The sequence below is a fragment of the Vibrio cionasavignyae genome, from assembly GCF_050337155.1.
Lineage (GTDB): Bacteria > Pseudomonadota > Gammaproteobacteria > Enterobacterales > Vibrionaceae > Vibrio > Vibrio nomapromontoriensis.
In genome coordinates, this window is the sequence record NZ_JAKJSR010000026.1 from 13,754 (window position 1) to 26,623 (window position 12,870).

General features: G+C 44.1%; 13 protein-coding genes. 10 read left to right on the forward strand and 3 right to left on the reverse strand.

Annotated features, from left to right (window positions below):
• Positions 1 to 44: 44 nt before the first annotated feature.
• From L4D74_RS19885 to L4D74_RS19910, 6 genes are all read left to right on the forward strand, one after another.
• Positions 45 to 728 (forward strand): ABC transporter ATP-binding protein, encoded by a 684-nt coding sequence (locus L4D74_RS19885; protein WP_428754211.1) that lies wholly within the window; start codon positions 45 to 47, stop codon positions 726 to 728.
• Positions 729 to 807: 79 nt separating this feature from the next.
• Complete coding sequence (locus L4D74_RS19890; RefSeq protein WP_428754212.1) at positions 808 to 2,091, forward strand: ABC transporter permease; 1,284 nt, start codon at positions 808 to 810, stop codon at positions 2,089 to 2,091.
• On the forward strand, positions 2,084 to 2,983 hold the full coding sequence (locus L4D74_RS19895) for an outer membrane lipoprotein-sorting protein (RefSeq protein ID WP_428754213.1): 900 nt from the start codon (positions 2,084 to 2,086) through the stop codon (positions 2,981 to 2,983). Before L4D74_RS19890 ends, L4D74_RS19895 begins: the two co-directional genes overlap by 8 nt.
• Positions 2,983 to 4,314, forward strand: coding sequence for a hypothetical protein (locus L4D74_RS19900; protein WP_428754214.1), 1,332 nt, complete (start codon positions 2,983 to 2,985; stop codon positions 4,312 to 4,314). Before L4D74_RS19895 ends, L4D74_RS19900 begins: the two co-directional genes overlap by 1 nt.
• A gap of 2 nt (positions 4,315 to 4,316) precedes the next feature.
• Entirely contained in the window at positions 4,317 to 5,369 is a 1,053-nt protein-coding gene (locus L4D74_RS19905) for a sensor histidine kinase (RefSeq protein WP_428754215.1), read from the forward strand.
• 1 nt (position 5,370) lies between these two features.
• The gene (locus L4D74_RS19910; protein ID WP_428754217.1) at positions 5,371 to 6,156 is read left to right on the forward strand and encodes a LytR/AlgR family response regulator transcription factor; all 786 of its coding nucleotides are present in this window, start codon (positions 5,371 to 5,373) and stop codon (positions 6,154 to 6,156) included.
• A gap of 68 nt (positions 6,157 to 6,224) precedes the next feature.
• On the opposite strand, the gene L4D74_RS19915 is transcribed toward L4D74_RS19910, so the two are convergent.
• A complete protein-coding gene (locus L4D74_RS19915; protein ID WP_428754219.1) occupies positions 6,225 to 6,995 on the reverse strand; it encodes a helix-turn-helix domain-containing protein in 771 nt (256 codons plus the stop codon).
• Positions 6,996 to 7,309: 314 nt separating this feature from the next.
• Here L4D74_RS19915 and L4D74_RS19920 point away from each other — a divergent pair, with 314 nt between their 5' ends.
• A complete protein-coding gene (locus tag L4D74_RS19920; RefSeq protein ID WP_428754221.1) occupies positions 7,310 to 8,041 on the forward strand; it encodes an SDR family NAD(P)-dependent oxidoreductase in 732 nt (243 codons plus the stop codon).
• Between the two features lie 17 nt (positions 8,042 to 8,058).
• Here the strand turns inward: L4D74_RS19920 and gloA2 are convergent, their stop codons facing one another.
• Entirely contained in the window at positions 8,059 to 8,451 is a 393-nt protein-coding gene (gloA2, locus tag L4D74_RS19925) for an SMU1112c/YaeR family gloxylase I-like metalloprotein (protein ID WP_428754222.1), read from the reverse strand.
• 80 nt (positions 8,452 to 8,531) lie between these two features.
• On the reverse strand, positions 8,532 to 9,455 hold the full coding sequence (locus L4D74_RS19930; RefSeq protein ID WP_428754223.1) for a LysR family transcriptional regulator: 924 nt from the start codon (positions 9,453 to 9,455) through the stop codon (positions 8,532 to 8,534).
• Positions 9,456 to 9,627: 172 nt separating this feature from the next.
• On the opposite strand from L4D74_RS19930, the gene L4D74_RS19935 reads away from it, so the two are divergent.
• The 3 genes from L4D74_RS19935 to L4D74_RS19945 all read left to right on the forward strand — a co-directional run bounded on the left by L4D74_RS19935 (position 9,628) and on the right by L4D74_RS19945 (position 12,838).
• Positions 9,628 to 10,821, forward strand: coding sequence for a glycine C-acetyltransferase (locus L4D74_RS19935; RefSeq protein ID WP_428754225.1), 1,194 nt, complete (start codon positions 9,628 to 9,630; stop codon positions 10,819 to 10,821).
• Positions 10,822 to 10,949: 128 nt separating this feature from the next.
• A complete protein-coding gene (tdh, locus tag L4D74_RS19940; RefSeq protein WP_428754226.1) occupies positions 10,950 to 11,981 on the forward strand; it encodes an L-threonine 3-dehydrogenase in 1,032 nt (343 codons plus the stop codon).
• 494 nt (positions 11,982 to 12,475) lie between these two features.
• A complete protein-coding gene (locus tag L4D74_RS19945) occupies positions 12,476 to 12,838 on the forward strand; it encodes an antibiotic biosynthesis monooxygenase family protein (protein WP_428754227.1) in 363 nt (120 codons plus the stop codon).
• The last annotated feature ends 32 nt before the right edge of the window (positions 12,839 to 12,870 follow it).

Below are 12,870 nucleotides of genomic sequence, written 5' to 3' on the forward strand. Positions count from 1 at the left end.
AAAGGCGAGGTACGCTTAACATCAATCAAAAGGAGAACAGAAAAATGATTAAGTTTGATGGAATCTCAAAACAATACTCACTCGGTCAAAATCAGATTTCGGCACTTGATGGCGTGTCAGGGCAGATCGCACACGGTGAGTTGGTGGCACTGTGTGGGCCGTCGGGGTCAGGAAAAAGCACTTTGTTAAATATCTTAGGCATGCTCGATACGCATTACGATGGTGAAATCACGTTTGGAAGCCAGGTGTTATCTAAAAACCCTAAGTCCTTGATTCAATTCCGTCGTCAAAACTTAGGGTTTATCTTTCAACGTTTTAACTTAATCCCAGTGATGAGTGCTTTAGAAAACGTGAGTTACCCATTAATGCTAAATGGTTTGAGCACTCAAGAGCAGCACGCGCAGTCTTTTGCAATGCTCGAGAAAGTCGGTCTCGGTGACTGGGCACATCACAGGCCGGATGCATTATCTGGGGGTCAACAGCAGCGTGTTGCTATCGCACGAGCGTTGGTTCACAAACCGAGCTTAGTGATAGCGGATGAGCCGACGGCCAGTTTGGATAGTGCGTCGGCAAGCCAAGTTATCGAATTGATGAAGACATTAGGTCATGAGCTGAAAACCACGTTTATTGTTGCTACTCACGATAGCCGTATGGCAACACGATGCGATAGAACGATTGAGCTAATTGATGGAAAGATAAGCCACAGCGCCTATCAATGGGCGAGCTAATCGCGATAGAGAACGTTAAGCGTCTTCGTTATTAAGACGAGTAATGGCTATGGCTACCAATTAAAAAAAGGGAAAGATTATGATCATGCGCACCGTCTATTCATTCAAAATGCCGCTGTTGTATTTACTGCGTAATCGCAGGCGGACAATTTTGTCTTTATCCATTGTTGCTATCGCTATTTTTGCGTTGACCGCTGCGGCGGGCTTTGGATTGTTTACCTATCAATCACTTGAAAAGTCGACAGCCAATGATGTGGGGCATATCACGGTCACTCAAACGGGATACTTTACGTCGGAGGAAGAAACGCCATTAGAAAATGGCTTAACCAAACCTAATGAGCTGATCGCGTTGTTGAAGGGGGTTGAGCATGCAAAAAGCATCCAGCCGAGAGTGTATTTTTCAGGCTTGATATCTAACGGTAGAAAGTCAGCGATTTTCATCGGTAATGGTGTTGAACCCAGTGAGTTTGACGTTCGTGATGGCGTTGTTGATATGCAGTCCGGCGCGGTACTTGCGAGTCAAAGTGACAATCAGCCTGGCGCAGAAGGTCAGGATGATAGCGGTATCATGATAGCCAAAGACTTAGCGCGTAATTTACGGGTAGCAGAAGGCGATTGGGTGACGTTACTTGCTACAACAAGCGATGGTGCGCTTAATGCGATGGACTTCCAAGTAACGGGGATCTATTCCACTGGTGTTCCAGAGATGGATAAACGTCAGATATATGTTGGGCTTTCGGCAGCGCAAGATTTATTAAGTACAGACCGCATTAGCACGTTGTCGGTGTATCTTTCTGATACTAAATATACCGAACAAGGGATGGCTGATGTCGAGCTACGGCTTAATCAATATCACAATCAGGACGACACTTCAGCGCAAAACCTAGAGACGACACCATGGCAGGACAGAGCATTTTTCTATCATAAAGTTCGTGGATTATATAACGGCATTTTTGGCGTGTTGGGTTTAGTGATGGCATTAGTGGTGTTCGTTGCCTTGTTTAACACCATGACGATGACGGTGACAGAGCGAACGCGCGAAATAGGCACCTTGTCGGCGTTAGGCAGTTATCCGCGTGAAATTGTGGGCGGTTTTGTGAGAGAGTCAATGTTGATTGCAGTGATTGGCAGTGCGATTGGCGCAGGACTAGCACTTGCGACGACCCTATTTCTTAAAGTCGCTGATGTTCAAATGCCGCCGCCTCCAGGACGTTCCGAAGGCTATCCGTTAGAGATCGTATTCTCGCCCCAAGTTGCTGTCTATTCGTCACTCGCTATTTTGTTCATCTGTATGTTTGCTGCTTTTATGTCTGCGCGTAAAGGGGCGAAAAAACCAATTACGGAGGCACTCGCTTATGTTTAATTCACTAAATTATCGCTCAACTATCCAAAAGCTATGTCATCAAACGCTAGGTCACCCAAAGTTAGGTCACAAAAAGAAAGAACACCAACCGTCATGGCGTCCCCTCGTCGGTTCTAACTGGCTTGTTGCCATCATAATAGCTTTAACGACGCTGCCGAGTTTCGCTGACAACGTACTTTCAGCCGATGCAAACCTAATGCAAGCCAGCGCCTTGATCGAACAAGCTGACCACTATCGTTTAGACTCAGAGGCATCCCGAGTGGTGTCAGAAGTGAAACTTTATCAAGATGACAACTTGGACAAAACACGCTTGTACGATGTGTATTTAAAGCCCAATCGTGAATCGTTAGTGGTGTTTAAAGCCAAAGTAGAGCAAGGGCAAAAGATGCTTATGCTAGGCGATAACTACTGGTTGCTGATGCCGAAAAGTCGCCGTCCTATTCGTATAACCCCAATGCAAAAACTGTTGGGTGAGGCGTCGGTAGGTGATATTTCAACATTGACATGGAGTCAGGACTATCAAGGTGAAATTCTAAAAACGGAAGAAATAACGGCGTTAGATGGGACAGTACAAAAGACCAAAAAGCTCAAGTTGACGGCAAAAACCACGGGTGCCAGTTACCAGCAGATAGATTTGTGGATTGATGACAAGAATGCGTTTCCAATTCAAGCCGATCTGTATTTGCGCTCTGGAAAGCTGGCTAAAAAAGCGCATTTTAAACAAGGGATCAGAGCGGGGCAACCCCGCGTGACGGCCATGGTTTTGCAAGACCAAATACAATTAAATAAAAAGACGGTGATCGAATATCAGTCGATAGAGCCTTACTCGCTGCCGAGTAAATATTATAACCCGGCGTTTCTATCAAAAAACAAGCAGCTAGGGATAGAGTAATGTTCGAGGCACGCAAGGTTAAATATGTACCGGTATTCGTTTGCCTCGCGTTAGGGGTACTCGTCCCATTGATAGGGTTGGCAAAGGAGATCAATGGTAGTGACCTTACTGGGTCATGGACACAATCGTTGATGCTAACGGTGGACTACCAACTTAACTTGCAAAGTGTAGGGGAGCAAGACTCAGTGTTTTTTCCTGAAAAAAACCGTGAACCCGTTCAAACCGTTAATGGATTGGTTGATATTGGTGTTGGGTTTAAGGCGTTTTCCACGAATGTCGCTTTGCTGGGAAGTGATCTCTTCAATGATGCTGAATCATCATCAAGTGCTTACCGAGAGAGAGAGTTTGATGCAGTCGTGAGGGAAGCGGTGTATGAATCTCAGGTGTCGTTTGGTGATGTAGAACTTGACGTATTATTGGGAAAGGCCCGCATAGACTGGGGCGTAGGTTATGGATATCGAGTACTGGATCTGTTTAATCCATACCGCCGTAATCCAGTCGGCATTCAAATTGAAGAGGGCGCAGGGACGTTGGCGTTGTCTCATTATGGTGTGAGCTCTGAATGGACATTGATCGCAACAGACTCAAGCTGGACGCAATTAGCCAGCTCTGATTTTGATGAAGCGAACCAGCAGCAAGGGGTAGGTGCACGGTATTACACCTTGCGTGGAGATTCAGAAATACAGGCGGTTGGTTATTATGACAATGTCCGGCAGGGTCTTATTGGTGGCAGCTTTGTCACAGTATTTGGTGAGTCATGGGAGTTTCACTCTTCGGCCATGATGCAGCGCCGCTATTTGAATTATAAGTTTGAGGACGCCGCCCCTACAGAACTAAAAGAGAGCCACAATGCTGTGCAGTATCTTATGGGGGTAACCTGGGCTAATGAGGCAGGGCATAGTGTGATTGCTGAATATTGGTTTGATGAAAGGGCGTGGAGCGAACAAACATGGAAGACGGCTTATGACAATACGTCCCAAGTGCACCCTCTAGTTGCTCAGTCTTATGGGCTAGGTTATACACAACAAAATCTTGTACAACATAACGTAATGTTACATTGGTCGCTTGACCCTGCGGCATGGAGCCATTGGGATTGGAGTCGTGGATTGGGCTTAACGGATCGACTGACTCCAAAGATAGATCTGATGCTGTCTCCTGAAGATGGTGGAGTGATTGCGACGCAATGGTTGGATTACTTAATTATGGATACGGGCGATTCGAATTTGCACTTGGAGTTGGCTGCACGTTATGTGACGGGTAAGAGTAAATCCGTATATGCAAACTTACCAGATCGCTATAACATGTTGATAAATATAAAAGGAAGGTTTTAGTTATGCGATGCGGACGTAAAGGTTCTAACCTGTTGCAATCGATGGTCTTTACAACGTTGTTTTGTCTTGCGATTGCTGTTCTTACTTCATCGATCTGGTCGGCTTCCTATCTGGAAAATGCCATAATTAGTTTAGGTTATGGCTATAGCGCGGTGAGCTGCTCATGGTTGATCCATCGTTTTCTACCGAAAATCGCCGAGCTCAACTTGGTGGCGGTTGGCTTGTCCCTTGTTGGGGCGGTGTGTTTAGGTACGCTCAATGCTTATCTGTGGCTGAAGCAATATCCGGGGTTTGATGAGTGGCAGGGGCTAAAACCTATTTTACTGCTCGGGGTAATATTTACCGCGATTTCGTTTTATTTCTTCTATGCACAAGAAAAACAGTTTTTGCTTCAGCAACAAATCGAGCAGGCCAAATTAGACAAAGCAACGCAAGATAAAGCGCTAATTGAATCGGAACTTAAGCAGTTACAAAGCCAAATTGAGCCGCATTTTCTTTTCAATACCTTGGCAAACATTAATGTCTTAATTGATTACGATACCAGTCAAGCGAAAGAGGTGTTGGACAAGCTTACGGTGTTACTGCGAGGCTCTATGTCCCGGCACAGAGAAAGCCATGTCGACATGGCGTCTGAAATCGCATTAATTGAAGCTTACCTTGGTATTCAGCAGGTTCGGTTGGGACCTCGGTTGACCTATAACATCGACATAACGGATGAACTCGCAACCTTCCATCTTCCGCCTTATTTATTGCAGCCCTTGGTAGAAAATGCGGTGATCCACGGAATTGAGCCAAATGTGGCTGGAGGGTATATTCACATTAAAGGTCGCACAGAGAAAGGCGTGTGTATTTTAGAAGTGATTGACTCTGGTTGCGGATTTGATGTGGCTGAAAATACGGTTGGCATGAATGGTAATGGGATTGGTTTAGCGAATGTGAGAGAGCGATTATCGACACTGTATGGCAAAGCGTCGTCTCTTTCTGTCAGCGCGGGTAAGAAAGGGGGAGTGGTATCGAGTATCACCTTGCCATTATTGCCAAAAAAGGAGGTATAGAATGAACTCAGTGACAGCGGTTATCGCCGATGACGAACCACTACTTCGATTTCATTTGGATAAAATGTTAGCCGAAACATGGCCAGAGCTAACGATTGTCGAAGCGTGTGAAAATGGAGAGTCAGCATTAGAGGCCATTAAAACACTCCAACCTAATGTGGTGTTTCTTGATATTCAAATGCCGGGAATGTCAGGGGTTGATGTGGCCAACCAACTGGTCGCGCTGGAAAAGAAAAACCAACTGACTGCACCACTCATTGTGTTTGTTACGGCGTTTGATCAATATGCAATCTCTGCCTTTGAGGCGAATGCTATTGATTACGTTCTTAAGCCAGTACAAGAGGAGCGACTTCTCGAAACCTGTCAGCGGGTTAAACAGCGCTTAGCTTCGTCAGATACTGACGGCACAATGCAAACATTAATGGCGAAGATTGAGCATCTTTCCGTTGGCGGAACTACCAACTACAACAAGTGGATAAAAGCGACCAAGCATGATGAGATTCATATACTTGCTGTAGATGATATCGTCTATGCGAAAGCGGAAGATAAGTACATTACCCTGATTGCGTCAGTCGAAGGAGGCTATCAAGAGTATATATTACGTAGCTCGATAAAAGAGTTAATTCGTCAATTGGATCCAGACCGATTTTGGCAGATACATCGCTCAACATTAATCAATGTAGAGCGACTCGATAAAGTAAAAAAAGACATAACAGGTAAGATGTACGTTTATATCGCTGATAATAAGCTCCCCGTTAGTCGAGCGATGCAGTCACTTTTTCGTTGAAAAAAACGCTGACCAGTATTCGTCACGCTTCACAATCAGATCGGTCTTATATACGGATAGTGCGCTACTTATGTTAGATCGCTAGCAATATTTTTGGGCAATGCCAATTTGGGATGGTGAACACCTTTCGCAGCCATATCAATAATGGTGTATTCCTGGGTGTTTGGTGTCGCCGAATTTCTTGTTTGACTGAGCCGTAGTGCCTCGAACATCAATTCTTCCAGTTTAAGGTTGTATTCTCGAAACTCTTGTTGAGTGAGACGAAGCTTACAAGTGATAAAGTAAGCGTTTTTGTTATTGGGCGAAATTACTTGCACGTGTTGTTGCACACTCTCAATGACACAATTTTTGAATAGCAGAGGGAACTTAGCTTGTTCGGAAAAAGCGGTACTTTTGGGTACCTGAAGAACAAAGTCCGAGCCTTTTAACATTTTAATTAAATTGAGTTTTTCTAGCGCTCTTAGGTAAAGGTAGGTTGAAGGTTCGTTTAAATTAAATACAGTCATCAGCTGTGATGAGTTCGCATTTTCATTCACGATTTCATGGAAAATAGTATACAGCTCAGGCTTGTCATAGAATGCAGAATCTTGTTCCGAAGTGAAGAGCGAAACGGTTTTAATGGCGTCTTCTGCCGTTGTTATCACAGTGGATAGAGGTACTTTTATTAACTCGCAGATCTCATTAAGTTTTGAAACGGAAAGATTGCTTTGCCCATTAAGTAACCTTTTTATACTCACCTCTGAGGTTCCAAGCTGCACCGCAATATTCTTATAAGACCAACCAGACTGCTTTAATCGCTGTTTTATCTCTTTGCAAATTGCGCGGTTCAGTTCGCTCATTCTTGTCTCCTTCCGTATATGCCCTTAAGGGTATCATATTTCGTACCTTTGTGATGATTTGTTGTATGTAAGGTGATGGATATTGATACTGGATTCTAAGGTCACCTATCAAAGAATGCTGAGGAGTCACATGAATATCTTAACATCTTATAACTATCGTTATTTTGCAACAGATTACCTTAAATCTAACGACATCCCGGTTACAGCGATTAGCTTTCGCTCGATCATTTTTTCGTTTTGGCGATAAGGGAGGAAATTTTAAGTGAATAGGTTGGAGATAGAGTTCAATAAAATAGTTGCTTGGGAGTAGTTGTATGGATTTAAGATTAGAAAATAGAAATGTTGTTGTGACAGGAGGCTCAAGTGGCATTGGGGCTGAAATTGTGAAAGCGTTTGCCAAAGAGGGCGCTAACGTTTGGTTTTGTGGCCGTTGCCAGCAACGAATAGATACCGCGTTAGAGTGTTTCGATGATGTGAAGATCAAACCAACGGGTCAAGCTCTTGATGTTTATGACTTAGACGCGTTTACATCTTGGGTTCATTCCATCGCCAATATCGATATTTTTGTGCCAAATGTAAGCGCGTTGTCCGATAAATGGGATGATGTCGTCTACAAAGATCTTATGGCGACCCGACAAGCTATTGATGTTGTTGTACCTATATTACTAAAATCCCCCATTGCAGCTTTAACTTATATAGGTTCGAAGGCAAGCGGAACCACGGTATCTAATGCCAATGCTTATGGTGCAGGCAAGGCTGCGCTTGCACATTATATGAAATCGCTTTCTCTCACTTATGCTCCAGAGTTAAGAGTAAACACAGTGTCGCCGGGTGATACATTTACTGAAGATGGATTATGGGGACGTTGTAAAAACACCTCACCGAAACAATACCAAAGTGTAATGGATCGCAACCCGATGGGCCGGCTTGCTAAGCCTGAAGAAATTGCTAATGTCGTCGCTTTTATCTCAAGCCCTATGGCCAGTTTTGTTTCAGGTGCGAATTGGTATGTCGATGGGGCATCGACATACCATATCCAATATTAGATGGCAAGTGACAGTGTTCACCATGAAAACTCTTCGCACAGTTCTAGTGGCAAGCCGTCAGGATCTTTAAAAAACGTGTAGCGTTTCCCTGTGTATTCATCCACTCGAATAGGTTCTAGCTGGATGTCTTGTTGACTTAGCCACTCGACAGTTTGCTCAATATTTTCGACAGTAAACGCCAAGTGTCTAAGCCCTTGTGCCTCGGGCATGTTTGGTCTGGTTGGGGCATCAGGGAATGAAAATAGTTCGATTTGTGTGCCGTCTGGCAAAGCGAGATCCAATTTGTAAGAGTCTCTGGCTGTGCGATAGTTTTCATCCAAAACCCTGAGGCCTAAGATCTGGGTATAGAAGTGCTTTGAGACCGCATAATTGGAACAAATGATAGCAACGTGATGTGTGCCTTTTAACATGGAGCTCTACCTACAATGGATGGGTCATATTCGATTTGATCTTACCGTATTGTAACTGAAATTAGGAATGTAGTGGTCTGTTATAACGAAAGCCGCTGTGGCAGTACCGACATGACATAATCAATAAATACTCGCATTCTGGCGGGTAAGTACTTGGTTTGGGCGTACTGTAGTGCAATCGCACCATGATAATTACTTTTTATCGTCCAATCTGCGAGGACTTGAACAGCGCTGCCATCGGCCAGCGATTCTTTGATCACAAAATCGTGAAATATTCCAATGCCCAAGCCTTCTTTTACCCCACTTAACCGGAGTTGAGATTGGTTGATGGCGTAGCGACCTGTGACTTTGACCGTTAGAAATTCATCATCTTTTAAAAAATCCCAAATATTGTCTCGTGCCGTTTCGGCAAGGTACAAACAGTCGTGTTGGACTAAATCTTCCGGCGTCGTTGGCATGCCGTATTGCGCGATGTAATCGGGACTGGCGCATAATACGAGATTGGTCGCACCGACATTTTTCATGACTAGGTTTTCGTCTGGTTTATCGGTGAGCTTAAACGCGATATCAATCCCCATTTTCATTAAATCAATGTTGCCATCAAGAGCGCGAACTTTAAGCTGTATCTCTGGGTACAGTTTGAGAAACGGAGTAATAAAGGGCTGTAACACTGAGTTTAGGAACGCTTCTGGCGCTGCCACTGTTAGCGTGCCGCTAGGAACCGTATGATCGGACTGAGAAACCTCTATTGCTTGCTGTGCTGCATTGACCATAAGCACACTTTGATCATAGACCTTTTGTCCTGCTTGTGTGATGACGAGCTTACGAGTGGTTCGTTCAAATAGCTTAACGGAAAGGGCATTTTCTAGCCGAGTGATGGTTTTAGATAATGCGGACGGTGTTACCCCAAGATTTTTGGCTGCAGCGGTAAAACTACCTTCATTAACCACCATGATGTAGGAGGCGAGATCCGGTAATAAGCTGATGAGCTTGTGATTAAACATGATTGTTGCCTCAGATTCACTAATGGTTTTCCATCTTAAGGGATAATCGTTTTCTTCACAATGAACTAGAATGGTTTCATTAAAGACTTACCAGATTGGTATGAGTCTTTCCCTACGCAACCTATGCAGCTATAACAAGCGATGCAAATAGGATAATAAAAAGGAATCTAAGATGTCTTCTGCATTCTACCAACAAATCCAAGATCAAATTGAAGAAGTAAAAGTAGAGGGACTGTATAAGTCCGAGCGCATCATTACCTCTCAGCAAAAAGCAGCGGTAAAAATTTCTTCAGGTGAAGAAGTACTTAACTTTTGTGCCAATAACTACTTAGGTCTTGCCAATCACCCTGAGCTAATCAAAGCAGGTCAAGTTGGCATGGACGAACATGGCTTCGGTATGGCGTCTGTACGTTTCATTTGTGGTACACAAGATATTCACAAAACGCTAGAGCAGAAGTTATCTACTTTCTTAGGTAAAGAAGACACGATTCTTTACACATCGTGTTTTGATGCCAACACGGGTTTGTTTGAAACGATTTTGGGTAAAGAAGACGCGATTATCTCAGATGCGTTAAACCACGCTTCAATCATCGATGGCGTACGTTTGTGTAAAGCGATGCGTTTCCGTTATGCAAACAACAACATGGAAGAACTAGAGCAGCAGTTGATCGCTGCAAAAGAAGCCGGTGCTCGTCATACACTTATCGTGACGGACGGTGTGTTCTCTATGGATGGTGTAGTCGCAAACCTTCCTGCAATCTGTGACTTAGCGGATAAGTATGGCGCACTAGTGATGGTTGATGACTCTCACGCAGTAGGCTTTATGGGCAAGTCTGGTGCAGGTACGCATGAGTACCATGATGTTGTTGACCGTATCGACATCATTACCGGTACGCTAGGTAAAGCGATGGGTGGCGCATCAGGCGGTTACACATCTGGTAAGAAAGAAGTCATTGACTGGTTACGCCAGCGTTCTCGCCCGTACTTGTTCTCTAACTCTGTGGCTCCAGCAATTGTTAATGCATCGATCCGCGTTCTAGACTTACTAGAAGAAAGTGGTGATTTGCGTGACCATCTGTGGGCGAACGCAGCGCACTTCCGTACTCGTATGGAAGACGCTGGTTTCACCATGGGTGGTGCGGATCACGCTATCATTCCAATTATGTTAGGCGACGCTAAAGTGGCGGCAGAATTTGCAGAACGTGCGCTTGAAAAGGGCATTTATGTCGTTGGTTTCTCTTTCCCAGTCGTACCGAAAGGGCAAGCTCGTATCCGTACTCAAATGTCTGCGGCGCACTCGCGTGAGCAACTTGATCGCGCTATTGATGCGTTTATTGAAGTTGGTAAAGACATGGCAATCATTTAATTTTTGCCAAATCTTGAGCAAGATTTTAAGTGTATTTGTCAACGAACGAGCGCCAACTATCGCGCTCGTTCAACATTAGAATTGTATTTTTGCTTGTCATATCGTAAGTGAAAATTATAGGTAACAACATGAAAATTAAAGCACTCTCGAAACTAAAGCCAGAAGAAGGCATTTGGATGACCGAGGTTGAAAAGCCTGAAATGGGTCATAATGATCTTCTTATCCGCATCAAGAAAACTGCTATTTGTGGTACCGATGTTCATATCTACAATTGGGATGAATGGTCTCAAAACACGATTCCTGTTCCTATGGTAGTCGGGCACGAGTACGTGGGCGAAGTTGTTGGTATTGGCCAGGAAGTTCGTGGCTTTGAGATTGGTGACCGTGTTTCTGGTGAAGGTCATATTACTTGTGGCCACTGTCGTAACTGTCGCGGTGGTCGTACCCACCTTTGCCGTAATACTACGGGGGTTGGTGTTAACCGTACCGGTGCATTTTCAGAATACCTTGTTATTCCGGCGTTTAACGCATTTAAAATCCCAGCGGAGATCTCTGACGATCTCGCGTCTATTTTTGACCCGTTTGGTAATGCTGTACACACTGCACTATCTTTCGACCTTGTGGGTGAAGATGTCCTGATTACTGGTGCTGGCCCAATTGGTATCATGGCTGCAGCTGTTGCGAAACACGTTGGTGCACGTCATGTTGTTATTACTGATGTTAACGAGTACCGCCTAGAGCTTGCCAAAAAAATGGGCGTGACCCGCGCGGTTAACGTACTGGAAGAGAAGCTAGAAGATGTCATGAGCGAACTTGGCATGACGGAAGGCTTTGATGTGGGCCTTGAAATGTCTGGTAACCCATCAGCATTTAACAGCATGTTGGTTAACATGAACCACGGCGGTAAAATCTCCCTTCTAGGTATTCCACCTTCAGATATGGCGGTAGACTGGAACCAAGTTATTTTCAAAGGCTTGGTAATTAAGGGCATCTACGGTCGTGAAATGTTTGAAACGTGGTACAAGATGGCAAGTTTGATTCAATCTGGCCTAGATCTCACACCAATCATCACTCACCACTTCAAGGTTGATGACTTCCAAGCAGGCTTTGACGCTATGCGTAGCGGGCTTTCTGGCAAGGTTATCCTTGATTGGGAATAAGATAAATTAAAACGTATTGGCAATGTTGTGGCTCTAGCGCCATAAAAAGGTTCAGATAGCCTTAGTTGCCGATAAAGTTTTTAAAAAATGTCCCAAGAAGCGCTTGGGACATTTCTCCTTTCATTGCTTAGATGTAATTAAACACATCAAATTTTTCGTTACTTATAGTCTTTCACATCCCCATTGATTTTTTCAACCCTTTCCTGTTAGTCATCGACGTTCCCAAATCTCATGCTGATATGGTGTCCATACGAGATTGTTCTAAGCGATTTTTTCATATGGCTAATTTTGGGGGTCGGAGCGTGACCGTTCGTATAATCTGAATCGAATCATAGCAATGTCTTGTGTTATAAGCCTATGAAAGATGGCATCGTTTTGTCGTGGGTACACAAGCGAACCTCGGATTAAAACTTTCTTACAACTTATTGAGTTATGAAAGCTTTGGTGTGCTACTTTTTGCATATATCATTTCTCTAACTCAAAGAGGGCTCATAATGAAGAAATGCAAATCACTCGGTTTACTAACCGCTACATTATTACTTCCATTCACTACCTATGCACAAGTAGTGCTCATTAATCCCTTTACTGTACCTGAGGGTAAGAGTGAAGAAGCCCTAAAATTCTGGGAAACGGCACGAGATTTTTTGAAAGATCAACCAGGTTATGTTTCAACTAATCTTCATCAGTCTATTACCCAAGGTTCTACTTTTGAATTTGTTAATGTCGCTGTGTGGGAATCTGACACCAGTTTTGAACAAGCGACGAACGAGATGCGTAGGTATTTTCGTGAGAACGGAATTGTAGCACCAAAAGGGGTAGTTAACGCCCCTGCGTTATACGAGGTTGTTCGCCAATAATAGGCCTTTTTGACGTTGCGCCGATTGATTAT

Bases quoted from the DNA above. Each gene is read 5' to 3' on its own strand.
- L4D74_RS19885 (WP_428754211.1), top strand. From the start codon at position 45: ATGATTAAGTTTGATGGAATCTCAAAACAATACTCACTCGGTCAAAAT.
- L4D74_RS19890 (WP_428754212.1), top strand. From the start codon at position 808: ATGATCATGCGCACCGTCTATTCATTCAAAATGCCGCTGTTGTATTTA.
- L4D74_RS19895 (WP_428754213.1), top strand. From the start codon at position 2,084: ATGTTTAATTCACTAAATTATCGCTCAACTATCCAAAAGCTATGTCAT.
- L4D74_RS19900 (WP_428754214.1), top strand. From the start codon at position 2,983: ATGTTCGAGGCACGCAAGGTTAAATATGTACCGGTATTCGTTTGCCTC.
- L4D74_RS19905 (WP_428754215.1), top strand. From the start codon at position 4,317: ATGCGATGCGGACGTAAAGGTTCTAACCTGTTGCAATCGATGGTCTTT.
- L4D74_RS19910 (WP_428754217.1), top strand. From the start codon at position 5,371: ATGAACTCAGTGACAGCGGTTATCGCCGATGACGAACCACTACTTCGA.
- L4D74_RS19915 (WP_428754219.1), bottom strand. From the start codon at position 6,995: ATGAGCGAACTGAACCGCGCAATTTGCAAAGAGATAAAACAGCGATTA.
- L4D74_RS19920 (WP_428754221.1), top strand. From the start codon at position 7,310: ATGGATTTAAGATTAGAAAATAGAAATGTTGTTGTGACAGGAGGCTCA.
- gloA2 (WP_428754222.1), bottom strand. From the start codon at position 8,451: ATGTTAAAAGGCACACATCACGTTGCTATCATTTGTTCCAATTATGCG.
- L4D74_RS19930 (WP_428754223.1), bottom strand. From the start codon at position 9,455: ATGTTTAATCACAAGCTCATCAGCTTATTACCGGATCTCGCCTCCTAC.
- L4D74_RS19935 (WP_428754225.1), top strand. From the start codon at position 9,628: ATGTCTTCTGCATTCTACCAACAAATCCAAGATCAAATTGAAGAAGTA.
- tdh (WP_428754226.1), top strand. From the start codon at position 10,950: ATGAAAATTAAAGCACTCTCGAAACTAAAGCCAGAAGAAGGCATTTGG.
- L4D74_RS19945 (WP_428754227.1), top strand. From the start codon at position 12,476: ATGAAGAAATGCAAATCACTCGGTTTACTAACCGCTACATTATTACTT.